Raw genomic sequence first — 25,016 nt, forward strand, 5'->3', positions numbered from 1 at the left:
ATGAAGAAAAGCATTTCTGGCTGGCTCGCGGTTGTGGGCCTGGCACTTGGCCTGACCTTTTCCGCAGGTGCATCGGCCGAATCCGGCGGTATTGCCTGGGACAAGGCGCCCAACAAGACCACCGACGTGGCCTCCCTGCAGAACGGCGCCAAGCTGTTCGTCAACTACTGCCTCAACTGCCACTCGGCAGCCTTCATGCGCTACAACCGCCTGAAGGACATCGGCATTACCGAGCAGCAGATCAAGGACAACCTGCTGTTCTCGACCGACAAGGTCGGCGAGACCATGAAGGCCAACATCGACGCACGCCAGGCCAAGGACTGGTTCGGCACCACGCCGCCCGACCTTACGCTGGTCGCGCGCTCGCGCGCCGGCCACGGCGGCACCGGTGCCGACTACCTGTACACATACCTGCGCACCTACTACCGCGACGACACCAAGGCCACGGGCTGGAACAACCTCGTGTTCCCGAGCGTTGCCATGCCCAACCCGCTGTGGGAGCTGCAAGGCGAACGCCGCCCGGTCTACGCCAAGGTCGAGCAGCACGGCCACGCCACCGAAGTGTTCAAGGGCTGGGAGCAAGTCACCCCCGGTACCATGACGCCGCTGCAGTTCGACAATGCCGTGGGCGACCTGGTGAACTACCTGCAATGGATGGCCGAACCGGCACAGAACACGCGCATTCGCATCGGCGTGTGGGTGTTGCTGTTCCTGGGCCTGTCGTTGGTTTTTGTGTGGCGACTGAACGCCTCGTACTGGAAAGACGTCAAGTAGTTCCGTCCACGCCGACCGGTCGCCCCGCGCGTCCGGTCCCACAGAGTGGGTTGCCAACGCGACCCACTCTTTTTGATTTTTAGGAGTCTCTCGCCATGATGGTCTTGTATTCAGGAACGACCTGCCCCTTTTCCCACCGCTGCCGCTTCGTGTTGTTCGAAAAGGGCATGGACTTCGAAATCCGCGACGTCGACCTCTACAACAAGCCCGAAGACATCAGCGTGATGAACCCGTACGGCCAGGTGCCCATCCTGGTCGAGCGCGACCTGATCCTGTACGAGTCGAACATCATCAACGAGTACATCGACGAGCGCTTTCCGCACCCCCAGCTGATGCCCGGCGACCCGGTCGACCGCGCCCGCGTGCGCCTGTTCCTGCTCAACTTCGAGAAGGAACTCTTCGTGCACGTGGCAACGCTCGAGAACCGCACTGCCAAGGGCAACGAAAAGGCGCTCGAAAAGGCCCGCTCGCACATTCGCGACCGCCTCACACAGCTTGCGCCCGTGTTCCTCAAGAACAAGTACATGCTGGGCGACAACTTCTCGATGCTCGACGTGGCCATTGCACCGCTGCTCTGGCGCCTCGACTACTACGGCATCGATCTCAGCAAGAATGCCGCTCCGCTTCTGAAGTACGCTGAACGCATCTTCTCGCGCCCGGCCTATATCGAAGCACTGACCCCGTCCGAAAAGGTCATGCGAAAGTAAGTAAGCTGCGTGCCTGCTTCCATCGCTTTTCGCCGTCTTTCATGATCAACGCGCTCGAGTCGTCCTCCACCCGCCCGTACCTCATTCGGGCGTTGTATGAATGGTGCACCGACAACGGCTTCACGCCCTATGTCGCGGTGCAGGTCGACGACACCGTCCAGGTGCCGCGCGAATACGTGAAGAACGGCGAGATCGTGCTGAACATCAGCTTCGACGCGACCAGCTCGCTCAAGCTCGGCAACGACTTCATCGAGTTCAAGGCCCGTTTTGCCGGCAGCGCGCGTGAAATCATCGTGCCCGTGGGCCGGGTGATTGCGATCTATGCACGCGAAAACGGCCAGGGCATGGCTTTTCCTGCGCCGGTGCCCACAGGCAGCGGCGCCGAAGGCGGCGCTGCTGGTGACGCGGCGCCTTCGCCGCAAGGCCCTGCACGCATGCCGCTGCGCGATGCGTCGCGCGGTACTGAAGGCGACGCCGGCAAGATCGTGCACCTGGTAACGGGCGAAGACTCGGACGAAATGGTCGACGTTGGCGACGACCCCGACTCCCCCACGGACGAACCGCCGCGCCCCCCGGCGGGTGGCGGTAGCCGCCCCTCGCTCAAGCGCGTGAAATAGGCGCGTAGATAGGCGCGTTTTTGCGCCGCTAGAATCCCAGGATTCGTGCCGCTTTAGCTCAGTTGGTAGAGCACCCGCCTTGTAAGCGGAAGGTCGTCAGTTCGATTCCGACAAGCGGCACCACATCGAAGATCCCGAACAGGGCAATTGCCTTGGCCGGCAATAAAAAAGGGGCGATCTCTATCGCCCCTTTTTTTATTCCTGCGGCCGATAAAAATCAGCAGCGGCCCTTCTTGGCTTGTCCCGGAGGGCAGTGCTGGTGTCCGCCGCCGCCATGATCGCCGCCGTGGTCGGCGTGGCGCGGTCGCTCCGCCCGGCGCCAGTCGCCGTCGATCCATCGCCATCCGCCGTCCGCCTGAACCCAGCGGCCGGGCGCATACGCGTAGTCGGGCCGTGCGGCTTGCCAGAAGCCGGCACGCCAGACGTAGGCGCGCTGATTCCATTGCCAGTGCCCCGGCACCCACACCTGGCCCGCCCTGGGGCCCGGCATGGGCTCATAGCGCGGCGCGGGAGGCGCAACCTGGACCAGAGGCAGGTTGATGTTGACCGAGACCTGTGCCGCGGCGGGCAGGGCAGGCGCGATGAACGCGGCGGCCATCAGAAGAACTGAGATTTTCATCGGAACCCTCTTTTGAATATGTGAACACGTATGCACAACGCAGACCGGCGCAAAGTGTAATCAGCGCATTCCTCAGGTCGTGCCGCAACGAAAGCGTGCTAGCCCCGGCGCCGCCGCTCCTGCCGGGTGCTAGAGTCGAAGTGCAAGTTGCACGCTGATGCGCAGACTCCGCTTTCTTACCCACCGGCACCGCGCCCCTTCAACGAACCGGGTGCTCGGCCTTCTGCTGGCCTTCAATGCCGGTGCGGTCAATGCGGGCGGCTTTCTGGTGCTGCACATGTATACCTCGCACATGACGGGCTTTGCATCGCAGTTCGCCGACGGCCTGGTGCTTGGCAATACCAGGCTGCTGCTGAATGCGCTCGGCGCCATTCTGGCTTTTGTCTCAGGCGCAGCCGTCTGCGCGATTCTCGTGAACTGGGGTCGCCAGCATCGCTTGCGCAGCGTCTATGCGGTACCGCTGCTGCTCGAAGCGGCGCTCATGTTTCCGTTCGGGCTGATGGGGGCCATCACGCTCACATGGCCCACGCCGTTTGCGGTGCCGCTCACGGTGCTGTTGCTATCTTTCATCATGGGCTTGCAGAACGCTGTCGGCTCCAAGACTTCCGGAGGCAGCATTCGCACGACGCACATGACCGGCAACATCACCGACCTGGGCATGGAACTGGGCAAGCTGCTCTACTGGAACCGCCATGCAACGCCCAAGCAGGCGATGGTGCGCCACAACCGCCGCAAGATGCAGGCGGCGGGTGGGCTGATCGGCATGTTCGTAGCGGGCGGAATTGTCGGCGCGCTCGGTTTCAGCTACCTCGGCTTCGTATGCGTGGTGCCTCTCGCGGCATTGCTGCTGGCCGTCTCGGTGCCGCCCCTTGTGCAAGACGTGCCGCGCTCCAGAACGCTGCAGAAACTCCTGGCTGCATTCAGACGGCGCCCACACTGCCCGTGATTGGCAGCACGATGCCCGTGATGTAGCTCGCGCAACTCGGCGCCGCCAGAAACACATAGGCCGGAGAGAGTTCCTCGGGTTGTGCCGGTCTTTGCATGTCGGTGTTCTTGCCGAAGTCCTTCACCTTTTCGGGCGGGCTGTCCGCCGGGTTCAACGGGGTCCACACCGGCCCTGGTGCCACCGCATTCACGCGGATGCCCTTGGGCAACAGGTTGCTGGCCAGCGACTTGGTGAATGCGTGAATGGCGCCCTTGGTGGTCGAATAGTCGAGCAGGTGCGCGCTTCCCTCCAACCCCGTGACCGACCCGGTGTTGATGATCGACGAGCCCTGGCCCAGGTGCGGCACCGCGGCCCGCGCCATCTGAAAGTAGCCGAACACATTGGTCCTGAGCGTCAGGTCGAATCGCTCGTCGGTAATGTCCTCGATCGATGACGCATGCAACTGGAAGGCCGCGTTGTTCACCAGGATGTCGAGCTTGCCGAAGGCTTCGACCGTCTTGTCGACCGCCTCGCGGCAGAACGCCGGATTGCAGACGTCGCCCTTGATCACGATGCATCGCGTGCCTTCGTTCTCTACATGCCGCCGTGTTTCCTCTGCGTCTTCGTCTTCATCGAGATGCACGATGGCCACGTCGGCGCCTTCGCGCGCATAGAGCAGCGCCACGGCGCGGCCAATGCCGGAGTCGCCTCCGGTGATCAGCGCAGTCATGCCTTCGAGCTTGCCGCTGCCCTGGTAGTCGGGCGCTTCGAACCGGGGGCGCAGCGCCATGTCCGCTTCCTGGCCGGGCTTGCTCAGGTGCTGCGCCGGCATCGGGTTGACCGGCTGCTGATGCGAGCCCGCCTGCGCGGGCTGGCTGGATTTTTTCGCAGCGGGTTTTCCGCTTTCTTGCGCACTGTCCTTTGCATCCTGTGCGCGTTGAACCTCGCGCTGCTTCTCAGCGGTATGGGCTGTTCCTGCGGATTTGGCGGATTTGGGGGGTGATGAAGTGGTCGATTTCATGGTGCCTGGGCTCCTCATGTAAACGACCACCGTAAAACTCCGCGGGCCTGACGGCGTAGGAATCCGTCCCGACCACATGCCCGCCGTGTCGCGCGAAGTTGTTTGTCCCGCGAGCGGAGGAGGCAAGCTAGATTTCCGCGCCCTCGACGAGGAAGCGCACGCGGCGCACACCCTGCCACTCATCCGCATCGAGCCTGAAAGCGAGTTTCACGCGCGCAGGCAGCGGGTCGGTGTGGCCGAACCAGATGCCGTCGACGGGGTGGCCCTGGTGCCGCAGCTTCAGGGCCAGGTGCTTCTCGCCAACCAGGCGTTGCGACACCACCTCGACTTCCTCGCTGAACGTGGGCGGCGCAAAGCCCTGGCCCCATACCTCGCGATGCAATGTGTCGACCAGGTCGATGCGCATGTATTCGCGCTCCAGCGGGCCGTCGGTGTCGAGGCGCCGGGTCAGCGTGGCTGCGTCGAGCCACTCCCGCGCCACCTCGGCCAGCGCGCGTTCGAACACCTCGAACTTCTCGCGCGCCACGGTGCAGCCCGCTGCCATGGCATGCCCACCAAAGCGCAGCAGCACGCCCGGATGCCGCTTGGCCACCAGGTCGAGCGCATCCCGCAGGTGAAAGCCCGGAATCGACCTGCCCGAGCCCTTGAGTTCGTGCTCCTTGCCCGGCGCGCCGCTGGCCGCAAACACGAAGGTCGGGCGATGGAAGCGGTCTTTCAGGCGCGATGCCACGATGCCGACAACGCCCTCGTGAAATTCCGCATCGAAAACGCTGATGGCGGCCGGCGGCGCTTCGCCGCCCGCGGCATCGGGGCCGAAGAGCGATTCGGCCAGCATCAGCGCCTGGTCGCGCATGCCGCCCTCGATGTCCCGACGCTCGCGATTGATGCCGTCGAGCATGCGCGCGAGTTCGTCGGCGCGGCCGGCGTCGTCGGTCAGCAGGCATTCGATGCCCAGCGTCATGTCGGCGAGCCGTCCGGCCGCGTTGATGCGCGGACCGAGCGCAAAGCCGAAGTCGAAGGTGGTTGCCACTGAGGCGTTGCGACCGGCTGCCTTGAACAGTGCCGCAATGCCCGCCGGCAGCGCGCCGGCGCGAATGCGCCTGAGGCCCTGCGCAACCAGGCGGCGGTTGTTGGCGTCGAGCTTCACCACGTCGGCCACGGTGCCAAGCGCCACCAGCGGGAGCAGCACGTCCAGCTTGGGCTGCGTGGCCGCGGTGAAGACACCGCGTGCGCGCAATTCGGAGCGCAGCGCCAGCAGCACATAGAACATCACGCCCACGCCGGCAATGCTCTTGCTCTCGAAGCCGCAGCAGGGCTGGTTGGGGTTCACCAGCACATCCGCGGCCGGCAGTTCCGGGCCGGGCAGGTGGTGGTCGGTTACCAGCACCTGCAGGCCGCGCGCCTTGGCGGCTGCCACGCCTTCGACGCTGGCAATGCCGTTGTCCACGGTAATCAGCATGTCGGCGCCGCTGTCGGCCACGCGCTCGGCAATGGGCGGCGTGAGGCCGTAGCCGTCGACCACGCGATCGGGCACCAGGTAGCTCACGTTTCTTGCGCCGAGCAGTCGCAGGCCGCGCACGGCAACGGCGCATGCGGTGGCGCCGTCGCAGTCGTAGTCGGCCACGATGCAAAGGCGCTTGTCCTGCGCCATGGCATCGGCGAGCAGCACTGCGGCCTCACGCGTGCCGTGCAGCGTGTCGGGCGGCAGCAGGCGCGCCAGGCCGTCGTCGAGCTCGTCCTTGGCCAGCACGCCGCGCGCGGCAAAGAGGCGGGCCAGCAAGGGGTGCACGCCGGCCTGCTCCAGCGCCCAGACCGTGCGGGGCGGAATTTCCCTGGCGATGATTTTCATAGCGCCTCGAGCACGTTGGCGGCGCGAGGCCGGTCGAACAGGCTCTTGGCCCAACCCACCAGGCCGCGCTGCTGCACCGCATAGCGCTGCGCCGCACGGTCGCCGCACAGCGTGAGCACGATGTCGGCACCAGCGGTGTAGTCGGCCAGCAGGGTGGCAATGGCACCTGCGTCCAGTGCTTGCCACGCCTGCGCCCAGCCCGGGCCGTCGTCGCGCAAGGCGGCAACGCGCAGCGCGTCGCTCACGGTGGGCTGGACGGACGGGGGTGTGGCGGGCGAAAGCATGTCGCCTTGCAGCGCGCCGGTGCCGCTGAGCCAGAAGGAGTTGATCGGCGGCACGCCGCGGGCGGCGCGGTCGTCGTTCACGCGCTGGGTATAGAGCAGCATCTGCATTTCATTCTGCAAGCGGCGCAGCGGCCGTGCGGCTTCGGCCAGGGGCGACCACTGCGAAATCGGGTGGCCCACCGCGCGGTCGATCGATGCCGTTGCCAGGCCGTTGAAGATGCGCGCACGCGCAAGCCACCGGCCCGGCGTGGCAGAAGGGTGCAGTGCAATGCCGTCTTCCTCGAAGAAGGGATGGGCGGCGGCCAGAAGGGCGGCCGATTCGGCGGGGTCGATCTCGATGGCGGCCGGGTCGCCCAGCACCACGTCGTCGATGCCCACCTGCCAATTGCAAAGCGACACCAGTCCCCAGCCTTCGCTGTCACCGGGCCCGGCGATGCCGAGTTGCCTTGCTTCGAGCGCGGCCCAGGGAATGCAGCCGTCGGCTGCCGCAATACCAAGTGCCGCGGCCAGCGCCCGCTCATGGGGCGGCGAGCGCGTGCTTTCGTCCTGGGTATCGGTCTGCACGATCGAGAGCCGGGAGAGCAGGGACTCGAGGTTGGGCAGCCGGAGCGATGGCAGCGCGGCGCGGCATGCAGGGGAACCGCGGCCGGCAAAGGGAATCAACAGATGACGTGGGAGAGGTTCGGCCATTCCCCTATTGTCCGGGAATGCCACAATCCCGGGGATGAAACGCCCCGAAGCGCCCTTGGCGCCGGAAGCGCGTCAAACAACTGAAAATATGCGACTTCCTTATGAACTGCAACTCGGCTGGCGTTATACGCGCGCAGGCCGGGCGACACGGCGCAACGGCTTCATCTCCTTCATCTCGGGCGTGTCGATGCTTGGCATCGCATTGGGAGTGGCGGCGCTGATCATTGTGCTCAGCGTAATGAACGGCTTCCAGAAGGAAGTGCGCGACCGCATGCTCGGCGTGGTGTCGCACATCGAAATTCTTTCGCGCGACGGCCAGGCCCTGCCCGACATCGACGCCATCACGGCAGCCGCCCGCAAGAACCCCGAAGTCATCGGCGCTGCTCCCTTCATTGCTACGCAGGCGCTCATTGCGCGTGGCGAAGACATGAAGGGCACGCTGGTGCGCGGCATTGTGCCCAAGCTCGAACCCGAGGTCACCGACATTGCCACTACCGCACAAAAGGGCACGCTCGACAAGCTGGTGCCGGGCGAATTCGGCATTGTGCTCGGCGGTGAGCTGGCCCGGTCGCTCTTTGTGCAGCCGGGCGACCAGGTCACGCTGGTGGCGCCTGGCGGGCAGGTCACGCCCGCGGGCGTGGTGCCGCGGCTCAAGCAGTTCACCGTGGTGGGCACCTTCGATTCGGGCCACTACGAATACGACTCGGCGCTGGCAATGATTCATGCCGAAGACGCGCAGCGCGTGTTCCGGCTCGACGGGCCCACCGGTATTCGCATCAAGCTCAAGGACCTGAACGAGGCACGCGACGTGGCCGACCAGATGGCCGTAACGCTGCCGGGCCAGTTTTTGATTCGCGACTGGACGCGCCAGAACAAGACATGGTTTGCGGCCGTCCAGGTCGAGAAACGCATGATGTTCATCATCCTCACGCTCATCGTGGCCGTGGCTGCCTTCAACCTGGTGTCCACGCTGGTAATGACCGTGACCGACAAGCGCGCGGACATTGCCATTTTGCGTACGCTGGGCAGCTCGCCGCGCAGCATCATGGGCATCTTCGTGGTGCAGGGCGCCATGGTCGGCGTGATCGGCACCGTGGCTGGCCTGCTGCTGGGGCTGGGCATTGCGTACAACATCGACGTGATCGTGCCCGCGCTCGAGCAGCTCTTTCATGCGAGCTTCCTGCCCAAGGACATCTACCTGATCAGCAAGATGCCGAGCGATCCGCAGCGCAGCGACATCATGCCGATTGCAATCATTTCCCTTGTCCTGGCCTTCCTGGCCACGCTGTATCCGAGTTGGCGCGCGAGCCGCGTCAACCCCGCCGAGGCCCTGCGCTATGAGTGATGTCGTCCTGAAGGCCCGCGGCCTCACCAAGCGCTTTCATGAGGGGCGCATCGACCTCACCGTGCTGCACGGCGTCGACCTTGACGTGCGCGCCGGCGAAACGCTGGCCATTGTCGGCGCCTCGGGTTCCGGCAAGAGCACGCTGCTGCACCTGATGGGCGGGCTCGACGCGCCCACCTCCGGAAAGGTCGAGCTGCTGGGCAAGGACATCGCCCATGCCGATGCGGCCGAGCAGGGGCGGCTGCGCAACCAGCACCTGGGCTTCGTCTATCAGTTTCACCACCTGCTGCCCGAATTCAGCGCGCTCGACAACGTGGCAATGCCGCTAAAAATCCGGCGCACCGAGCCTGCGCAAGCGGCAGCCGCCGCCACCAGGATTCTCGAAAGCGTGGGGCTTGGCGGCCGTCTGCATCACCGGCCGGCCGAACTGTCCGGCGGCGAGCGCCAGCGTGTGGCCATTGCGCGCGCACTGGTTACGCAGCCGGCCTGCGTGCTGGCCGACGAACCCACGGGCAATCTCGACCGCAACACGGCCGACACCGTGTTTGCGCTGATGATCGAACTCGCTCACAAGCACCGTACGGCCTTCGTGATGGTCACGCACGACCAGGGGCTCGCAAAGCGCTGCGACCGCGTGTTGCAGCTGGTGGCGGGGCGGCTCGCAGGCTGACTGGGCGGGTCTTTCGGTGCCGCTTGCCACGGCCCATGCAAATGTCGCGAAACTGTTCGCCTGTCCGGCAAGATGCCGGTCAATCACAGGAGTGCTTCTTCATCATGGAAACCGACGACGACACCAAGCCCGCTGCCACTGCCGAGCCGCGCAACTCCTATCTGGAAGAGAAAGCCTTCAAGTCGCGCACGCTGCTGATCTTCGGCAGCATTACCGATTCTGTGGCCGCCGACGTGACGCGCAGGCTCATTGCTCTGGACGCCGACAGCGCCGAAAAGCCCATCGACATTCTCGTGAGCTCGCCCGGCGGCCACCTCGAGTCGGGCGACGCCATTCACGACATCGTACGTTTCATTTCGGCGCCGGTGAACATGATCGGCACCGGCTGGGTCGGCAGCGCCGCCACGCATCTCTACCTGGCCGCGCCGAAAGAACGGCGCGTGTGCCTGCCCAACACACGATTCCTGATTCACCAGCCCAGCGGCGGCGCCGGCGGGCAGGCGACCGACATTGCCATCCAGGCGCAAGAGATCATCAAGGCCAGGCATCGCATTGCGCACGAAATTGCGCGCGAAACCGGCAAGCCGATCGACGTGGTGCTCGCCGACATCGAGCGCGACCGCTGGCTCTCTGCCGAGGAGGCGGTCGAATACGGCCTGGTCTCGCGCATCATCCAGCGCAAGACCGAGCTGCGGTAATTCAGCGGCGCTGGTGACTTACTTGGGCTTGTAGGCCACCACGTCGATCTCGACCTTGGCGTCGACCATCAGGCGTGCCTCGGTGGTCGAGCGCGCCGGCTTGTTTTCACCGAAATAGCTCATGTAGATGCGGTTGAAGGCACCAAAGTCGCGCGCGTCGTGCAGCCACACGGTGCTCTTGCACACGTCGTCGAGCGTGGCGCCGGCCAGTGCGAGCACCTTCTTCAGGTTTTCCATTACCTGGCGCGTTTGCGCCTCGATGCCGCCCACCACGATCTCACCCTCGGCATTGGCGGGCACCTGGCCCGACACGTAGATGAAATCGCCTGCGCGCACGGCCGGGGAGAAGGGGCGGGCCTGGCGGTCCGAGGCAACGGGCGGGGCGCCGAGGTATTCGAGCGGCATGGGAAAACTCCTGAAGTGAAAAGAAGAAGAGAGAGGATCGCAAGTATCGATCCAATCTGAAAATTAGTTTCAGAAAACCCTCAAAACAAGGGTTAACACGGATGATTTGGCATGAATACTGCTTCAAAGTCCGGGCCGAAAAGAAAATTTCTTTCACAACCTGCCCGCCCCATGAAGGAGTTCCCCATGCCTCACGCCGGTCTTGTCCAGCGCCTGCCGCACCTGTCCAGGCGCAGCCTGCTGGGCGCTTCCCTGCTTGCGCTGCTGTGCGCAGCGCTGCCTCACCAGCAGGCACAGGCCCAGGGCCCGCGCAACTTTGCCACCCTGGCAATGGTGGCCGAGCCGCAGACGCTCGACCCGATGGCCTCGACGGCCGACCTGGTCGGAACCATCATGCAGCACGTGTACGAAACGCTCTACACCTTCGACGCCAAGTGGAACGTGGTGCCCATGCTGGCCGAGACCATGCCGAAGATCTCCGCCGACGGCAAGACCTACGCCATTACCCTGCGCAAGGGTGTAATGCTGCACAACGGCCGCGAACTCACGGCTGACGACGTGGTTGCCAGCCTGCAGCGCTGGATGGACCAGTCGCCGCGCGGCAAGGCCGTGGGCAAGGAAATCGAAAGCCTCAAGGCCAAGGGCCCGCTGGGCGTGGAAATCGTGCTGAAGGCGCCGTATGCGCCGCTGCTGTCGCAGCTTGCGCTGCCGAGCGGCATGGCCGCCATCATGGCAAAGGACTCCATCGCTTCGCCGCTGAAGGATTTCGTCGGCACCGGCCCCTACAAGTTCAAGGAGCGCCGGCCCGACCAGTTCGTGCTGCTCACGCGCTTCGACAAATACGCGGCGCGCAAGGAGCCCGCAAGCGGCTACGGCGGCAAGCGCGAAGCCGCCATCGAAGAACTTCGCTTCGTGCCCGTGCCCAACGCCAGCACGCGCGTCGAAGGCGCCCTGGCCGGCCAGTACGACTTTGCCGACCTGTTGCCCGTCGAGGCACTGCCCCGGCTCGAAAAAGCTGGCGGCAAGACCGTGCCGATCATGACCCCGTCGTTCGGCTTTCCGTACCTCGTGCTCAACACCAAGGAAGGCGTCGCCGCCAACCAGGCCGTCCGCCAGGCCATTCAAGCCGCGCTGGGCGAGGGCGAGATGCTTGCGGCCGGCTTTGGCGACACGCGCTTCTTCGTGGCCGAAGGCAACCACTTTCCGAAGGGTTCGCCGTTCTATTCGGCGGCCGGTGCCACGCTTTACAACGAACGCAACGCACCCAAGGCCAAGGAGGCCGCAGCCAAGGCCGGCTACAAAGGCGAGCCGATCCGCGTGCTCACCAGCCGCCAGTACGACTTTCACTACAACATGTCGCTCTTGATGGCCGAGCAGCTCAAGCGGGCCGGTTTCAAGGTGGACCTGAACGTGGTCGACTGGGCCACGCTGGTGCAGCGCCGCAACGACCCCAAGCTCTGGGACATCTACGTCACCCATTCGGGCCAGTTCCCCGAGCCGATGCTCTCGCCGCCGCAACTCGGCGACGGCGCGCCCGGCTGGTGGGACTCGCCCGCCAAGAAGGCGGCGCTGCAGGCCTTCAACGTCGAGAGCGATCCCGCCAAGCGCGGTGCGCTGTGGGGCAAGGTGCAGCAGGTGGTCTATGAAGAGGTGCCGTACATCAACGTGGGCAAGTTCAACGGCCTCTCGGCCAAGAGCCCGGCGCTCGACAACTACCAGCCCGCCACCTGGCCTTTCTTCTGGAACGCACGGATCAAGTGATGGGGCAGTTCGCTTGCGCATCGCCTCGACAAGACCGCACCCCATGATCCGCTACATCGCCTCCCGCGCCGCCGGCATGCTGGTGGTGCTCGCCATCGTGGCGGTGCTCGTCTTCGTGCTCACGCGCGCGGCCTCGGGCGACCCGGTGTCGGTGCTGCTGGGCGACCAGGCCACGGCCGCCGACATTGCGCGCGTGCAAAAGGAATACGGCCTGGACAAGCCGCTGCCCGTGCAGTTCGGCTACTGGCTGCGCGAGGTGCTGCAGGGCAACCTGGGTACTTCCATCTTCCTGCAGCGGCCGGTTACGCAGGCGCTGTGGGAGCGGGCCGAACCGACCACGCTGCTCGCGCTCATGGCCGTGGCCATTGCCGCGCTGATCGGCGTGCCCTGCGGCATTGTTTCGGCCGTGTTCCGCGGACGGGTCGTGGACCAGCTGTTCACCGGCATTGCCATGCTCGGCGCCAGCATTCCGAGCTTCTGGCTCGGCATCGTGCTGATCCAGATCTTTGCGGTGTCGTTCGGCTGGTTTCCGGTGTCGGGCTACGGCGCGCCCGATGCGCCGCTTGCCGAGCGCCTGCATGCGCTGGTGCTGCCGGCCACGGTGCTCGGCCTCCTGAACTCGGCGCTCATCATCCGCTTTACGCGCGCTTCGATGCTCGACGTGCTCGGCGAAGACTATGTGCGCACCGCTCGCTCCAAGGGCCTCAGCGAAAGCAAGGTGGTGCTCAAGCACGCGCTGCGCAATGCGCTGGTGCCCATCGTCACGGTGATCGGCCTCACGGTGGCGTTGATGATCGGCGGCGCCGTCATTACCGAAACCGTGTTCGGCCTGCCCGGCGTCGGCAACCTGGTGGTGAGCGCGGTGCTGCGGCGCGACTATCCGGTCATACAAGGTGCGCTGCTCGTGATTGCGGCGATCTACGTGCTGATCAATTTCTCCATCGACCTGCTGTATGCCGTGGTCGATCCGCGCGTGAAGGTTTGAGAGAACAACAACATGCAAATGCCCCGAATGCTCCGCCAGCTGATGCACCGACGCATCGTGATGGTCTCTGCGCTGGTGCTGCTGGTCATCGCGGTCATGGCCATCGGCGCGCCGCTGTTCGCCTCCATCGATCCCAACGACACGGCCGTGCTGCAACGCCTGAAGGGCCCGAGCGCCGAGCACCTGCTGGGCACCGATGAGCTTGGCCGGGACATGTACTCGCGCATCGTGCACGGCGCGCGCTACTCGCTGGCCATTGCCGCGCTCACCGCCCTTGGTGCGGTGGTCGCCGGCACGGTGCTGGGCCTCATGGCCGGTTTTTTCCGCCGTCTCGATGCACCGCTGATGCGCGTGGTCGACGCGATGATGTCGTTCCCCGACATCCTCCTGGCCATTGCGCTGGTCGCGATACTCGGCCCCTCGCTCATCAACACCGTGCTTGCGCTGGTGCTGGTCTACACGCCGCGCGTGGCGCGGGTGGTGCGGGCCTCCACGCTGGTGGTGCGCGAGCTGTTGTTCGTCGAGGCCGTGCGCGCGTTGGGCGTGCGCACGTCGCGCATCCTGTGGCGGCACATCCTGCCTAACCTGATGTCGCCGATCCTCGTGCAGGTGTCGTTCATCTTTGCGTACGCCATTCTTGCCGAGGCGGGGCTTTCGTTTCTCGGCGTCGGCGTGCCGCCTGAAATTCCGACTTGGGGCACCATGGTCGCGGGCAGCCAGCAGTATGCGCACCAGGCCTTCTGGGTGGTGCTGTTCCCGGGGCTTGCCATCATCTTTACCGCGCTCTCGCTGCAGCTGCTGGGTGACGGCGTGCGCGACCTGCTCGACCCCAAACTCAAGAAGACGCTGTGATGACGAACGCCACGAACACACCGCGCCTCCAGGTCAGCAACCTGAGCACCAGCTTTCCCACCGAAGACGGCCTCATCCGCTCGGTGGCCGATGTGAGCTTTTCAATACAGCCGGGCAAGACGACGGCGCTGGTGGGCGAATCGGGTTCGGGCAAGTCGGTGACCAGCCTCACGCTGATGCGCCTCCTGCCCAAGACGGCCAACGCACAGGTCAGCGGCTCGGCCTCTTTCATCACGCGCGAAGGCAAGACGCTCGACCTGCTGCAGATCGGCGAGCGCGACATGCGCAGCCTGCGCGGCAACCAGCTGTCGATGATCTTCCAGGAGCCGATGACCAGCCTGAACCCGGTCTTCACCATCGGCGAGCAAATTGCAGAGAGCGTGCGCCTGCACAAGGGGCTCGACCGCAAGGCCGCACTCGCGCATGCGCTGCGCATGCTGGAGCTGGTCGAGATTCCCGCCGCGGCGCAGCGCATTCACGAGTACCCCCACCAGCTCTCCGGCGGCATGCGCCAGCGCGTGATGATTGCGCTGGCCATGGCCTGCGACCCGACGCTGCTGATTGCCGACGAGCCCACCACGGCGCTCGATGTGACCATCCAGGCGCAGATCCTCGAACTCATGCGCCGGCTGCAGGCCGAGACGGGCATGAGCATCCTGTTCATCACCCACAACCTCGGTGTGGTTGCGCACCATGCCGATGACGTGGTGGTGCTGTACGCAGGCCGCGTGGTCGAAAGCGCGCCGGTGCGGCCGCTGTTCGCGCAGCCTGAGCATCCCTATACGCAGGGCCTCCTGGCTTGCCTGCCGGGCAAGGCGCGCCTGCCTGGGCAGCCCAAGCCCAAGCGGCTGTTCGCCATTCGCGGCCAAGTGTCGAGCCCGCTCGCGCCGCCGCCGGGCTGTGCTTTCGAGCCGCGCTGCGACCATGCGGTGGCTGGGTGCAAGGAGGCGATGCCTCCGCTCATCGGCATCCGCGAGGACCGCCAGGCGCGCTGCATTCGCGTGCAGCCGGATGCGCAACTTGCGAGGGTTGCATGAGACGCGCGCTGTTGTCCCCGCCTTGCCCCCACCCCAACCCTCCCCCGAAAGGGGAGGGAGCCAACACAACATCCCCACAATGACCGCCGCCCCTCTCATCGAAGTCCGCAGCCTCAAGAAATACTTCGGCAGCAGCGACCGCCCGGTGCGCGCAGTCGACGATGTGTCGTTCGCCATCCGCCCCGGCGAAACACTGGGCCTCGTCGGCGAATCGGGCTCGGGCAAGAGCACCATCGGCCGCACCGTGCTGCGCCTGGTGGAACGCACGGCGGGCCAGGTGCTCTACCGCGGCGACGACATCGGCACGCTCTCGGGCGAGCGCATGCGCAAGCTGCGCAGCAAGCTGCAGATCATCTTTCAAGATCCGTACGCAAGCCTGAACCCGAAGATGCGCATCAGCGCCATCCTCGGAGAGGCGCTGTCCACGCACGGCCTGCACAAGGGCGCCGCCGCACGCGACAAGCGCATTGCCGAGCTGCTCGAAACCGTGGGCCTGCGTGCGGAGCATGCCAGCCGTTTTCCGCATGAGTTCTCGGGCGGGCAGCGCCAGCGCATCGGCGTGGCGCGCGCACTTGCGGTAGAGCCGGAGTTCATCGTGGCCGACGAGCCGCTGTCGGCGCTGGACGTCTCCATTCAGTCGCAGGTCATCAACCTGCTGGCCGACTTGCGCGAACGGCTCGGGCTCACCATGCTCTTCATCTCGCACGACCTGGACGTGGTCGAATACCTGTGCGACCGGGTGGTGGTGCTCTACCTCGGCAAGGTAATGGAGGTGGCCGAGACCGACGAGCTGTTCGCACGGCCTTCGCACCCCTACACCCAGGCGCTGCTGGCCGCGAGCCCCAAGCCCGATCCGACGCTCGCTACCGAACGCATCGCACTCAAGGGCGACATTCCCAGCCCCATCTCTCCGCCTTCGGGCTGCGTGTTCCGCACCCGCTGTCCGCATGCCATCGAGGCGTGCGCGCAGGCTGTGCCGCCGCTCGACGAAATATCTCCTGGACACTACAGCGCCTGCATCCGAAAAGAGCTGCTTTCCAATATTGCCGCATGAACACCATCACCGACACCTCCGCCGACCAGGAATTCAACGATCCGCTGCTGGGCAGCAACTTCAAGGGTTATCCGCGCACCCAGCCGCCGCGCCGCCGCAGCGAGGTGGGCGCCGCAGGGTGGAACGTGCTCGCCGGCGACCTGCCGCTGCCGCTGGCCGTGCTCAAGCGCGAGGCGCTCGAGCACAACCTGGCCTGGATGCAGTCGCGCGTGCGCGAGTGGGGCATCGACCTTGCGCCGCACGGCAAGACGACCATGTCGCCGCAGCTCTTTCAGCGCCAGCTCGATGCCGGTGCCTGGGGCCTGACCTTTGCCACCGTGACGCAACTCGCGGTAGGCGTGGCGGCCGGTGCGCGCCGCACGCTCATTGCCAACCAGGTGGTCAGCGACGAAGACCTGGCCGGCATCCAGCTGCTGCTGCACGCGCATGCCGACCTTCGTGTGGTGTTCCTGGTCGATTCGCTGGCACAGCTTGCGCTGATCGAAGACTGGTCGAAGCGCCACCCCGAGAGCGTGCCCTTCGAGGTAATGCTGGAGATTGGCGTTGAAGGCGCACGCACCGGCTGCCGTACCCATGAGGAAGCGGTGGCCCTTGCCACGCGGCTGCGTGCGAGCGATGCGGTCAAGCTCGTGGGCATCGAAACCTACGAAGGGCAGGGTGCCACCGGCGCGAGCGAACCCGATACGGCCTATGCCACCACGCTGATGGACCGCGTGGAAGCCATTGCGCGCCACTGCGATACGCAGCAGTTGTTCGAGACCGCCGAGGTGCTGGTCTCCGCCGGCGGCTCGGCCATCTTCGACCTGGTGGCCGGCCGGCTCAAGCCTGCGTTGGGCTCGCCCGTGCGCGGCCTGCTGCGCTCGGGCTGCTATGTCACGCACGACCACGGCTTCTACAAGCGCATGGTGAGCGCGGTGGACGAGCGGCTGGGTTGCGATTGCGGCGAGAGCCTGCGCCCCGCCATGGAAGTATGGGCCACGGTGCAATCGCGGCCTGAAAAGGGCCTGGCAATTCTTGCGGTTGGCAAGCGCGACATTTCGTTCGATCTCTCGATGCCGGTGCCCATTGCGCGCGCCGCCCGCGGCATGCTCGAAGCGCAGGCGGTGCCCGCCGGCTGGAAGATCACGGCGCTGAACGACCAGCACGCCTACCTGCGCTGGGACGCATCCGAAGAGGCCCAGGCGCCCGTGGTCGGAGACCGCGTGGGCCTGGGCATTTCGCATCCCTGCACCACCTTCGACAAGTGGCACTGGATGCCGGTGGTCGAAGAGAACTACCGCGTGAGCGACGCCGTCGCCATGCACTTCTGAACAACGCGAACCCGATGACACCCTCATTGCTTCAGAAGATCGGCGAGATCCGCAGCAGCGCACCCGCCACGCGCCGCGCAATTCTCGACCTGATCCTCGAGGACCCGGACCGCGCGCTCGAAGAGAGTTTCGAGCAACTGGCCGAGCGCTCGGGCAGCTCGGTGCCCACCATCATGCGCACCTGCCGCGACCTGGGCTTTGCGGGACTGCGAGAGTTCAAGCTTGCGCTCGCGCAAGAGCTCGCGCTGGGCGGCTCGCCACTGCACCGCCGCGTGAACATCGAGGACGCGGCAGACGAAGTGGTCAGCAAGATCGCGCGCAGCGCCGCGGCTTCGGTCTCTGGCGTGCGCGGGCAACTCGACATGCAGGTGCTCAAAGGCGCGGTGGCAGCCATTGCGGCCGCACCGCACGTCGACCTGTACGGCGCGGGCGCCACGTCGTGGTTCATGGCCAACGACCTGCAGGCGCGGCTCTTCAGGCTCGGCCTCTCGGCCAACGCCTGGGCCGATTACCACCTGCAGCAGGTGGCGGGCGCGGCGCAGCGCCCGGGCGGCGTGGTCATTGCCATATCGCACGTGGGCGGCATGCCTTCGCTGCTCGACGCGGTGGACATTGCGCGCGGGCAGGGCGCCAAGGTGGTCGCGCTCACGCGGCCAGATACCCCGCTGGCGGCCAGGGCCGACTTTCTGCTGGGCCTTTCGGTACCCGACGACGCCGTGATGCACGTGGGCATCGATGCCTACCTGACGCATCTCACCGCCATAGAAATTCTTACCGTGCTGGTGGCGCAGCGGCGTGGCGAGCCCGCGGTGCAGCGGCTGCAGCGCGCTCGCGAAGCGTTTCAGCGCCACGGCATCGACGCCGCCACGCACCCGTTGCAAAGCTGGGATGGCGGCGGCATCAACACAGGGGGCCGCGCATCGTGAGCGGAGAAGCCAAAGCCATATTGCTCGAAGCCGGCCTCGTGGTCGACGGCTCGGGCGGGCCGTCGTGGACCGGAGATGTGCTGCTGCAGGGCGATCGGATCGTTGCGCTCGGCGACGGCCTGCGCGGGCGGCTGCCCCACGGCCTCACGTTGGCCGACGTGGAGACCATCGACTGCCGCACGAAAGTCATTGCCCCCGGTTTCATCGACGCGCACACGCACGACGACGCCATCGTGCTGCGCGACCCGCTCTGCCTGCCCAAGGTGTCGCAAGGCATTACCACCGTGGTAACCGGCAACTGCGGTATCTCGCTCGCGCCGTACCGCACGCCGCAATCCAGGCCACCGCTCACGCTGCTGGGCGCCGAGTCGTTCAGGCATGCCACCATGGCCGATTACCGCGCGGCCGTCGATGCAACGCAGCCCGCGCTCAACGTTGCGGCGCTGGTGGGCCACACCACCTTGCGCTTCGCGGCGATGGAAGCGCTAGACCGCCCGGCAAGCAGCGATGAATTGGCGCGCATGGCGGCGCTGCTCGACAGCAGCATGGCCGAGGGCGCGCACGGCATGTCGTCGGGCCTGTTCTATGAAGAAGCGTTTGCCGCCCCTGCCGAAGAAGTGACGGCGCTCGCGCGCGTGGTGACAAGGCACGGCGGCGTCTACGCAACGCATCTGCGCAGCGAAATGCAGCAGATCATCGAGGCGCTGCATGAGGCCGGTGACACGGCCTTCAGCGCCGGTGTGCCGCTCGTAATCTCGCACCATAAATGCGCCGGCCCCGCCAACTGGGGCCGCACGAAGGAAACGCTGCCGCTGATCGAGGCGCTGGCCGAGCGGCAGAAAATTTCGATGGACGTGTACCCCTATGTGGCCGGCTCCACCGTATTGCGCGAAGACCTGGTCGACGGTGTCATCGACGTGCTTCTGACCTGGTCCGACCCCTACCCGGAGATGACGGGGCGCCTTGTTTCCGACATTGCACGCGAATGGGGCACCACCGAACAGGAGGCGTGCCTGCGCCTGAAGCCCGGCGGCGCCTGCTACTTCCAGATGCAGGAAGAAGACGTGGAACGCGTCATCGCGCATCCGCTCACCATGATCGGCAGCGACGGCCTGCCGCACGACCGCCATCCGCACCCGCGCCTGTGGGGCGCATTTCCGCGCGTGTTTGCGCGCTACTGGCGCCAGCGCCGCCTGTTTACGCTGGAGCAGGCCGTGCACAAGATGACCGGCATGACGGCGCGCAACCTGCGCATTGCCGACCGCGGCTTGCTGCGCGTGGGCGCCATGGCCGACGTGGTGGTGTTCGACCCCGAGACCATTGCCGATACCGCCACGTACGACAAGCCGCACGGCGTGAGCCTGGGCGTGGAGCGGGTGTTCGTGAACGGCGTGCTGGCGTACCGCGGCGGCGGCGCCGAGGCGAAGGTGCTGGCTCGGGCGGGGCGGATGCTCAGCCGGGGGGCGTAGGGACGCACCTGTTCGGGCGCTTTTGTTCAGGGCACGCTCCTGGCGGCCCTGAACAGCGCGTGCGGAGAGCCGCAAGGCGTGGCATGCTGCCCGCATGACTCGTTCCTCCTCCGCTAGTCCCAACGTATCTTCGTCTTCGTACCGCCTGCCGGTGCCACTGGCCAAGGCCTACCGTCTCCTCAACCACGGCCCCACCGTTCTCGTGAGCGCGGCCCACGGCGGGCAGCGCAACATCATGGCGGCCGCCTGGGCCATGCCGCTGGACTTCGACCCGCCCAAGGTGGCCGTGGTGCTCGACAAGACCACTTGGACCCGCACGCTGCTCGAAGGCGCAGGCACCTTTGCGCTGCAGGTGCCCTCTCGCGCGCAGCTCGATCTGACGGAAGCCCTGGGCAACAGCTCGGGGCGTGAGATCGTCGAACGCGATGGGCACGACAAGTTTGCGGCGTATGGGTTGGAGACTTTCGCCGGCACCGCCGTTTCGGCGCCCTTGCTCGAAGGCTGCGTGGCATGGCTCGAATGCCGGCTATTGCCCGAGCCGCACATTCAGCAGCGCTATGACCTGTTCCTGGGCGAGGTGATCGCCGCGCAGGCCGACTCGCGCGTGTTTGCCGAAGGGCGCTGGAACTTCACCGGGCACGACGAACTGCGCACGCTGCATCATGTGGCGGGCGGCCACTTCATCGTCGATGGCGAGGCGGTCGATGCGCAGCCGTTTCGGCCGGTGCAAACCTAGTTTTTACCGGGGCCGGCGTCAGGGCGCCTGCCTGCGCGCAATGGGCGCGACCAGCAGGTGCCGCAAAGCCAGTACGCCGCACACGGTTGCAAGCAAGATGGCCAGCAAGGCCAGCGCAGTGTCCGCGAGCGAAATGGTCTCGGGCAAATCGGCCACGAAAATGGTGCCGGTGTTGTAGGCCGCGTGCAGCGCGATGCACGGAATCAGCGACCGGGTGCGCTCATAGAGCCATCCAAGCACCGTGCCCAATACCAGGCCAACCAGAAATTGGTAGATATTCATGTGCGCCACGCCAAAAAGCAGCGCCGAGCCCAGGATGGCCTGCCACCGCGAATAGCGCTGCAAGAAACCGCGCAGCACGATGCCGCGGAACAGCATTTCCTCCAACAGGGGCGCCATCACGCAAACCGCGAGCGTGGCTGCAACGCTGCCGTCGGCCATGCGGCTGAACATCGATTCCTCCCAGGCGGAAAGCGGCGCAACCAGCACCAGCAGGTTCATCGCGGTCACCATCACCACCATCAGCCCCGGCACCAGCAACAGCACCGGCGGCACGATCAGCACCAACGTGGCCCGGGCGGAGGCCGGGGATTGGTGAAACAGCTCCCGGTAAGTGAGCTGCTGAAAGTGCATGACCCCGGCGAATACGCAGCCGTTGCCCAGCACGGCGGAAAGCACGCCAAGCTGCATGTCGTTGAGCCCGAGCCAGCGGTTGGCATCGCGCAGTGCTACGGCAATGACGAACTCGCAAAGGAACAGCGCCAGGAACAGGAGGGCGGCTTGCGGCCCGCTGGGAAAGCCCGGGCTCTTTTTCACAGCACGAACGGAATGAAGCGCCGCGTGCGGCGCATGTATTCGCGGTAGGCATCGCCAAAATGGGCAATGCACTCTTTCTCGTCGCTGCGGGCCGTAAGAAACAACAGCACCGTGGCCGCCAGCACCAGCGCAAGGGTCAGCCAGGTGAACTGCTTCAGGAAGGCACCCCAGGCCAGCAGCATCAGTGCCGTGTACATGGGGTGGCGAATGTAGCGGAAGGCGCCCGTGGTAACGATGGACGATGTTTTCTCGAAACCGTAGAGCGCCGGGTCGTCATTGCGCGCCTCGGTCGGCTTGCCCTGGGCCTTGAGCAGCTTTACCGCGTGGATCGGCAGCCAGATCGACAGCGCCAGCAACACGCAGGAGAGCAGTTGCGTGAACGACAGCGGGTCGACATGCCACACCGGCAGGTTCACGATGATGAGCACCAGCATGCACTCCCACGCAAAAAAGCGGTAGAAGCCGTGCGAACCCGGCTGGCTCAGCGGGCCGCGCGACACGTACAGCAGCGCTGCCGTGCCGGCGACAAAAAGAAAAACCTGAAACCAGAGAAGGAGCATGGCGGCCGAATTTACACGGCCCGCCCGACTTCAGCCAGAGATTGAAAAACCGCCGTCCACCGGAATCGCAGTGCCGGTCACGTAATCGGAGGCCTGGCTCGCCAGAAACACGGCCGTGCCGGCAATATCGGCCGGCTGGCCCCAGCGGCCGGCGGCGGCCCGGGCCACCACGCGGTCGTACAGGCCCGGAATCTGGCTCCGGGCACCGTCGGTCAGTTCGGTTTCGAACCAGCCCGGGAGAATTGCGTTCACCTGGATGTTGTCGGCCGCCCACGAGAGCGCGGTCGACTTGGTGAGCTGCACGATGCCGGCTTTGCTCGCGGCATAGGCCGGGGCGTAGGGCGCGCCAAAAATCGACATCATCGAGCCGATGTTGATGATCTTGCCGCCGCCCGCCTTCTTCAGGTGGGGATGCGCGGCCCGGCTGCACAGGAATGCGCTGGTCAGGTTGGTGTCCATCACCTTGTGCCACTCGTCCAGCGCCAGCTGGTCCACGGGCTTGCGCACCGTGGTGCCGGCGTTGTTGATGAGGATGTCGAGCCTGCCGCAGCGCGCGGCCGCTTCGTCGAAGGCTTTTTGCACCGAGGTTTCATCGGCCACATCGACTTCGAGCGCAAAGCTGTCGCTGCCCAGCGCCTTGAGCGACTCGACCGCGGAGGCCGACTTTTGGGCGTTGCGTGCAGCAACGATGACGCGGGCGCCGGCCTTGGCAAGGCCTTGGGCCATACCCAGGCCGATGCCGCCATTGCCGCCGGTGACGAGTGCAGTTTTTCCTGTGAGATCGAACATCAGGTGGTTTCTGGTTTCTTGGAGACGAGGGTCAGGATATCGTAGCTCGCGACCAGCTCTCCGTCCTGGTTGGTTACCTCGACGTCCCAGGCCACCACGCCCTGGCCCTGGCCGCTCGCGTCCTTCTTGTTGCGGTCGATCTTGCGCTTGCAGGTAAGCCGCGCGCGGATGGTGTCGCCAATACCCACAGGCTTGACGAAGCGCAGCGTATCCAGCCCGTAGTTGGCGAGCACCGGGCCCGGCGCGGGCGACACGAAGAGGCCCGCCGCCGCGGACAGCACGAAGTACCCATGCGCGATTCGCTTGCCGAAGGGCGATTCCTTCGCCGCCACCTCGTCGAAGTGCATGTAGAAATAGTCGCCCGAAATACCGCCGAAGGCCACGATATCGGCCTCGCCGACCGTGCGGCGGTGCGTAAGCAACGAGTCGCCGATGCGCAGGTCTTCGAAATGGCGGCGGAAGGGATGCACTTCGCTCTCGCGCACCGCCGCGCCGCGCACGTGCTCGCCGGTGATGGCGGCCAGCATGGTGGGCGAGCCTTGCACCGCGGCGCGCTGCAGGTAGTGCTTGACCGCGCGCAGCCCACCGAGCTCTTCGCCGCCGCCCGCGCGGCCAGGGCCGCCGTGCTTGAGCTGCGGCAGCGGCGAGCCGTGGCCGGTGGACTCGGCAGCGGCCTCGCGGTCGAGCACCAGCAAGCGGCCATGCCATGCGGCAGCCACCGGAATGGCCTTGGCCGCAATGGCCGCGTCGCGCGTGACCAAGGTGCCCACCAGGCTGCCGCGACCGCGCGCGGCCAAAGCCAGCGCTTCGTCGATGCCGTCATAGGGCATCAATATGCTGACGGGGCCGAAGGCTTCGACATCGTGTGCGGCGTCGTGTTCGAGCGGCTTGCGGCTCAACAGCAGCGTGGGCGCGAAGAAGGCGCCTTCGCTCACGCCTTCGCCCACCGGCGAGAAGCCGTCGCGTTCGCCATAGACCAGTTCGGCGCCTTGCAGCAGCGTGGCAACGCGGTCGGCCACGTCGGACCTTTGCGCATGCGAGGCGAGGGCGCCCATGCGCACCTCTTCGCGCGAAGGATCGCCGATGACCGTCTTGGCGAGCCGCGCGCGCAGGCGCTCGGCCACCGCGTCGAGGTGCTGGCGCGGCACGATCGCGCGGCGGATGGCGGTGCACTTCTGGCCGGCCTTGATGGTCATCTCGCGCGCCACCTCTTTCACGAAGAGATCGAACTCCTCGTCGTCGGGCGTCACATCGGGCGCGAGGATTGCGCAATTCAGCGAGTCGGCCTCGGCGTTGAACGGAATCGACTGCCGCACCAGGTTCGGGTGCACGCACAGCTTGGCGGCGGTGTCGGCCGAGCCGGTGAAGGTAACCACGTCCGCACCCTCGAGCCGGTCGAGGAGGTCGCCAGTGCCGCCGACCACGAGTTGCAGGCTGCCCTCGGGCAAGATGCCCGACTGCACGATGAGCCGCACCAGCGCCTCGGTCACGTAGCTGGTGGCGGTGGCTGGTTTGCCGATGCAGGGCATGCCTGCGAGAAAGCTGGGCGCAAACTTTTCGAGCAGGCCCCACGCCGGAAAGTTGAACGCGTTGATGTGCACCGCCACGCCCCCGCGCGGCACCAGGATGTGCGTGCCGGCAAAGCCACCCTTCTTGCCGAGTGGAAAGGCCGGGCCTTCATGCACCAGGTTGCCGGAGGGCAGCTCGTTGGTGCCGATGCCCGCATAGGCGCTGAGGGTGCCGGCGCCGCCCTCGATGTCGATCCAGCTGTCTGCGCGGGTCGCACCGGTGTGGGCCGATATGGCGTAGAGCGTTTCCTTGTTTGCAGCAAGGTATTTGGCCAGCGCCTTCAGGCGTTCGGAGCGCTGCTGGAAGTCGAGCGACGTCAGCGCCGGCAGGCCGACCTTGCGGGCATGGTTCAGCGCCTCGGCGAAGTCGATGGCCTCGGCATGCGTGCTGGCCACGGCCTGGCCGTTGACGGCGCTGCGCAGCTGCTGCGCGCTTTCCTTGCCGATCCAGCGGCCGGCGATGTAGCTTTGAAGAGTGGTCATGGTGATGTCCTTTGGCTTTGTATTGGCTCCTTCCCCTTCCGGGGGAAGGCTGGGATGGGGGCAAGC

Annotated in this window: 25 protein-coding genes and 1 tRNA gene; 17 read left to right on the forward strand and 9 right to left on the reverse strand. The window is 65.9% G+C overall.

The annotated features are described in order from the left end of the window. The 4 genes from J2X67_RS01225 (at window position 1) to J2X67_RS01240 (ending at window position 2,221) form a co-directional block, all read left to right on the forward strand. Window positions 1-774 carry a cytochrome c1 gene (locus J2X67_RS01225; RefSeq protein ID WP_309949761.1) on the forward strand — a complete coding sequence of 258 codons (774 nt, stop codon included), beginning with the start codon at window positions 1-3 and terminating at the stop codon, window positions 772-774. Window positions 775-869: 95 nt separating this feature from the next. Further along, window positions 870-1,481 carry a glutathione S-transferase N-terminal domain-containing protein gene (locus J2X67_RS01230; protein ID WP_062473683.1) on the forward strand — a complete coding sequence of 204 codons (612 nt, stop codon included), beginning with the start codon at window positions 870-872 and terminating at the stop codon, window positions 1,479-1,481. A gap of 41 nt (window positions 1,482-1,522) precedes the next feature. After that, on the forward strand, window positions 1,523-2,098 hold the full coding sequence (locus tag J2X67_RS01235; protein WP_309949767.1) for a ClpXP protease specificity-enhancing factor: 576 nt from the start codon (window positions 1,523-1,525) through the stop codon (window positions 2,096-2,098). Window positions 2,099-2,145: 47 nt separating this feature from the next. Beyond that, window positions 2,146-2,221 (forward strand) — tRNA-Thr (locus tag J2X67_RS01240). Window positions 2,222-2,315: 94 nt separating this feature from the next. Here the strand turns inward: J2X67_RS01240 and J2X67_RS01245 are convergent. After that, window positions 2,316-2,717 (reverse strand): YXWGXW repeat-containing protein, encoded by a 402-nt coding sequence (locus J2X67_RS01245; RefSeq protein ID WP_309949768.1) that lies wholly within the window; start codon window positions 2,715-2,717, stop codon window positions 2,316-2,318. A 157-nt stretch (window positions 2,718-2,874) separates the two neighbouring features. On the opposite strand from J2X67_RS01245, the gene J2X67_RS01250 reads away from it, so the two are divergent. Then, complete coding sequence (locus tag J2X67_RS01250) at window positions 2,875-3,663, forward strand: YoaK family protein (RefSeq protein ID WP_309949769.1); 789 nt, start codon at window positions 2,875-2,877, stop codon at window positions 3,661-3,663. Here the strand turns inward: J2X67_RS01250 and J2X67_RS01255 are convergent. The 3 genes from J2X67_RS01255 to J2X67_RS01265 form a co-directional block, all read right to left on the reverse strand. Then, on the reverse strand, window positions 3,638-4,663 hold the full coding sequence (locus J2X67_RS01255) for an SDR family oxidoreductase (RefSeq protein ID WP_309949771.1): 1,026 nt from the start codon (window positions 4,661-4,663) through the stop codon (window positions 3,638-3,640). The two genes, J2X67_RS01250 and J2X67_RS01255, sit on opposite strands and share 26 nt — an antisense overlap. Before the next feature lie 127 nt (window positions 4,664-4,790). Then, window positions 4,791-6,512, reverse strand: coding sequence for a single-stranded-DNA-specific exonuclease RecJ (gene recJ, locus J2X67_RS01260; RefSeq protein WP_309949773.1), 1,722 nt, complete (start codon window positions 6,510-6,512; stop codon window positions 4,791-4,793). Continuing rightward, entirely contained in the window at window positions 6,509-7,486 is a 978-nt protein-coding gene (locus tag J2X67_RS01265) for a hypothetical protein (RefSeq protein ID WP_309949775.1), read from the reverse strand. Before J2X67_RS01265 ends, recJ begins: the two co-directional genes overlap by 4 nt. A gap of 88 nt (window positions 7,487-7,574) precedes the next feature. Between J2X67_RS01265 and J2X67_RS01270 the strand changes: the two genes are divergently transcribed. The 3 genes from J2X67_RS01270 (at window position 7,575) to J2X67_RS01280 (ending at window position 10,199) form a co-directional block, all read left to right on the forward strand. Beyond that, the gene (locus J2X67_RS01270; protein ID WP_309949777.1) at window positions 7,575-8,831 is read left to right on the forward strand and encodes a lipoprotein-releasing ABC transporter permease subunit; all 1,257 of its coding nucleotides are present in this window, start codon (window positions 7,575-7,577) and stop codon (window positions 8,829-8,831) included. After that, on the forward strand, window positions 8,824-9,501 hold the full coding sequence (gene lolD, locus J2X67_RS01275; protein ID WP_309949779.1) for a lipoprotein-releasing ABC transporter ATP-binding protein LolD: 678 nt from the start codon (window positions 8,824-8,826) through the stop codon (window positions 9,499-9,501). The genes J2X67_RS01270 and lolD overlap by 8 nt, the downstream gene beginning before the upstream one ends. A gap of 104 nt (window positions 9,502-9,605) precedes the next feature. Beyond that, complete coding sequence (locus J2X67_RS01280) at window positions 9,606-10,199, forward strand: ATP-dependent Clp protease proteolytic subunit (RefSeq protein ID WP_309949780.1); 594 nt, start codon at window positions 9,606-9,608, stop codon at window positions 10,197-10,199. An 18-nt stretch (window positions 10,200-10,217) separates the two neighbouring features. Here the strand turns inward: J2X67_RS01280 and J2X67_RS01285 are convergent, their stop codons facing one another. Continuing rightward, entirely contained in the window at window positions 10,218-10,604 is a 387-nt protein-coding gene (locus J2X67_RS01285; RefSeq protein ID WP_281149377.1) for a RidA family protein, read from the reverse strand. A gap of 186 nt (window positions 10,605-10,790) precedes the next feature. Between J2X67_RS01285 and J2X67_RS01290 the strand changes: the two genes are divergently transcribed. The 9 genes from J2X67_RS01290 to J2X67_RS01330 all read left to right on the forward strand — a co-directional run bounded on the left by J2X67_RS01290 (window position 10,791) and on the right by J2X67_RS01330 (window position 20,734). Continuing rightward, window positions 10,791-12,365: an ABC transporter substrate-binding protein gene (locus tag J2X67_RS01290; RefSeq protein ID WP_309949781.1), complete on the forward strand. Its 1,575-nt coding sequence runs from the start codon at window positions 10,791-10,793 to the stop codon at window positions 12,363-12,365. 43 nt (window positions 12,366-12,408) lie between these two features. After that, entirely contained in the window at window positions 12,409-13,350 is a 942-nt protein-coding gene (locus J2X67_RS01295) for an ABC transporter permease (RefSeq protein WP_309949782.1), read from the forward strand. Between the two features lie 12 nt (window positions 13,351-13,362). Further along, complete coding sequence (locus J2X67_RS01300) at window positions 13,363-14,202, forward strand: ABC transporter permease (protein ID WP_126745583.1); 840 nt, start codon at window positions 13,363-13,365, stop codon at window positions 14,200-14,202. Next, the gene (locus tag J2X67_RS01305; protein ID WP_309949783.1) at window positions 14,202-15,239 is read left to right on the forward strand and encodes an ABC transporter ATP-binding protein; all 1,038 of its coding nucleotides are present in this window, start codon (window positions 14,202-14,204) and stop codon (window positions 15,237-15,239) included. Before J2X67_RS01300 ends, J2X67_RS01305 begins: the two co-directional genes overlap by 1 nt. 79 nt (window positions 15,240-15,318) lie before the next feature. Beyond that, window positions 15,319-16,293 (forward strand): ABC transporter ATP-binding protein, encoded by a 975-nt coding sequence (locus J2X67_RS01310; RefSeq protein WP_309949784.1) that lies wholly within the window; start codon window positions 15,319-15,321, stop codon window positions 16,291-16,293. After that, window positions 16,290-17,603 (forward strand): amino acid deaminase, encoded by a 1,314-nt coding sequence (locus J2X67_RS01315; protein ID WP_309949786.1) that lies wholly within the window; start codon window positions 16,290-16,292, stop codon window positions 17,601-17,603. The genes J2X67_RS01310 and J2X67_RS01315 overlap by 4 nt, the downstream gene beginning before the upstream one ends. A gap of 14 nt (window positions 17,604-17,617) precedes the next feature. Further along, entirely contained in the window at window positions 17,618-18,529 is a 912-nt protein-coding gene (locus tag J2X67_RS01320; RefSeq protein WP_309949788.1) for a MurR/RpiR family transcriptional regulator, read from the forward strand. Beyond that, window positions 18,526-19,998, forward strand: a complete 1,473-nt coding sequence (locus J2X67_RS01325; protein ID WP_309949790.1) for a D-aminoacylase — start codon at window positions 18,526-18,528, stop codon at window positions 19,996-19,998. Before J2X67_RS01320 ends, J2X67_RS01325 begins: the two co-directional genes overlap by 4 nt. Window positions 19,999-20,092: 94 nt before the next feature. Beyond that, window positions 20,093-20,734 (forward strand): flavin reductase family protein, encoded by a 642-nt coding sequence (locus tag J2X67_RS01330; protein WP_309949791.1) that lies wholly within the window; start codon window positions 20,093-20,095, stop codon window positions 20,732-20,734. Window positions 20,735-20,752: 18 nt separating this feature from the next. On the opposite strand, the gene J2X67_RS01335 is transcribed toward J2X67_RS01330, so the two are convergent. From J2X67_RS01335 to paaZ, 4 genes are read right to left on the reverse strand one after another with little or no spacing between them, the layout of a single operon-like run. Next, complete coding sequence (locus J2X67_RS01335; protein ID WP_309949793.1) at window positions 20,753-21,550, reverse strand: CPBP family intramembrane glutamic endopeptidase; 798 nt, start codon at window positions 21,548-21,550, stop codon at window positions 20,753-20,755. Then, window positions 21,547-22,110: an isoprenylcysteine carboxylmethyltransferase family protein gene (locus tag J2X67_RS01340; protein WP_309949795.1), complete on the reverse strand. Its 564-nt coding sequence runs from the start codon at window positions 22,108-22,110 to the stop codon at window positions 21,547-21,549. The genes J2X67_RS01335 and J2X67_RS01340 overlap by 4 nt, the downstream gene beginning before the upstream one ends. Window positions 22,111-22,140: 30 nt before the next feature. Further along, on the reverse strand, window positions 22,141-22,899 hold the full coding sequence (locus J2X67_RS01345; protein WP_309949797.1) for a glucose 1-dehydrogenase: 759 nt from the start codon (window positions 22,897-22,899) through the stop codon (window positions 22,141-22,143). Continuing rightward, window positions 22,899-24,950 carry a phenylacetic acid degradation bifunctional protein PaaZ gene (gene paaZ, locus J2X67_RS01350; RefSeq protein WP_309949799.1) on the reverse strand — a complete coding sequence of 684 codons (2,052 nt, stop codon included), beginning with the start codon at window positions 24,948-24,950 and terminating at the stop codon, window positions 22,899-22,901. The genes J2X67_RS01345 and paaZ overlap by 1 nt, the downstream gene beginning before the upstream one ends. Between the last annotated feature and the right edge of the window lie 66 nt (window positions 24,951-25,016).

This window comes from Variovorax sp. 3319, assembly GCF_031456585.1.
Classification (GTDB): Bacteria; Pseudomonadota; Gammaproteobacteria; order Burkholderiales; family Burkholderiaceae_C; genus Variovorax; species Variovorax paradoxus_P.

Coding starts and splice junctions, on each gene's coding strand:
- J2X67_RS01245 (WP_309949768.1), bottom strand. CDS start 2,717: ATGAAAATCTCAGTTCTTCTGATGGCCGCCGCGTTCATCGCGCCTGCC.
- J2X67_RS01230 (WP_062473683.1), top strand. CDS start 870: ATGATGGTCTTGTATTCAGGAACGACCTGCCCCTTTTCCCACCGCTGC.
- J2X67_RS01310 (WP_309949784.1), top strand. CDS start 15,319: ATGACCGCCGCCCCTCTCATCGAAGTCCGCAGCCTCAAGAAATACTTC.
- J2X67_RS01295 (WP_309949782.1), top strand. CDS start 12,409: ATGATCCGCTACATCGCCTCCCGCGCCGCCGGCATGCTGGTGGTGCTC.
- J2X67_RS01270 (WP_309949777.1), top strand. CDS start 7,575: ATGCGACTTCCTTATGAACTGCAACTCGGCTGGCGTTATACGCGCGCA.
- J2X67_RS01315 (WP_309949786.1), top strand. CDS start 16,290: ATGAACACCATCACCGACACCTCCGCCGACCAGGAATTCAACGATCCG.
- paaZ (WP_309949799.1), bottom strand. CDS start 24,950: ATGACCACTCTTCAAAGCTACATCGCCGGCCGCTGGATCGGCAAGGAA.
- recJ (WP_309949773.1), bottom strand. CDS start 6,512: ATGAAAATCATCGCCAGGGAAATTCCGCCCCGCACGGTCTGGGCGCTG.
- J2X67_RS01345 (WP_309949797.1), bottom strand. CDS start 22,899: ATGTTCGATCTCACAGGAAAAACTGCACTCGTCACCGGCGGCAATGGC.
- J2X67_RS01225 (WP_309949761.1), top strand. CDS start 1: ATGAAGAAAAGCATTTCTGGCTGGCTCGCGGTTGTGGGCCTGGCACTT.
- J2X67_RS01320 (WP_309949788.1), top strand. CDS start 17,618: ATGACACCCTCATTGCTTCAGAAGATCGGCGAGATCCGCAGCAGCGCA.
- J2X67_RS01235 (WP_309949767.1), top strand. CDS start 1,523: ATGATCAACGCGCTCGAGTCGTCCTCCACCCGCCCGTACCTCATTCGG.
- J2X67_RS01265 (WP_309949775.1), bottom strand. CDS start 7,486: ATGGCCGAACCTCTCCCACGTCATCTGTTGATTCCCTTTGCCGGCCGC.
- J2X67_RS01280 (WP_309949780.1), top strand. CDS start 9,606: ATGGAAACCGACGACGACACCAAGCCCGCTGCCACTGCCGAGCCGCGC.
- J2X67_RS01290 (WP_309949781.1), top strand. CDS start 10,791: ATGCCTCACGCCGGTCTTGTCCAGCGCCTGCCGCACCTGTCCAGGCGC.
- J2X67_RS01285 (WP_281149377.1), bottom strand. CDS start 10,604: ATGCCGCTCGAATACCTCGGCGCCCCGCCCGTTGCCTCGGACCGCCAG.
- J2X67_RS01305 (WP_309949783.1), top strand. CDS start 14,202: ATGACGAACGCCACGAACACACCGCGCCTCCAGGTCAGCAACCTGAGC.
- J2X67_RS01250 (WP_309949769.1), top strand. CDS start 2,875: ATGCGCAGACTCCGCTTTCTTACCCACCGGCACCGCGCCCCTTCAACG.
- lolD (WP_309949779.1), top strand. CDS start 8,824: ATGAGTGATGTCGTCCTGAAGGCCCGCGGCCTCACCAAGCGCTTTCAT.
- J2X67_RS01300 (WP_126745583.1), top strand. CDS start 13,363: ATGCAAATGCCCCGAATGCTCCGCCAGCTGATGCACCGACGCATCGTG.
- J2X67_RS01255 (WP_309949771.1), bottom strand. CDS start 4,663: ATGAAATCGACCACTTCATCACCCCCCAAATCCGCCAAATCCGCAGGA.
- J2X67_RS01330 (WP_309949791.1), top strand. CDS start 20,093: ATGACTCGTTCCTCCTCCGCTAGTCCCAACGTATCTTCGTCTTCGTAC.
- J2X67_RS01340 (WP_309949795.1), bottom strand. CDS start 22,110: ATGCTCCTTCTCTGGTTTCAGGTTTTTCTTTTTGTCGCCGGCACGGCA.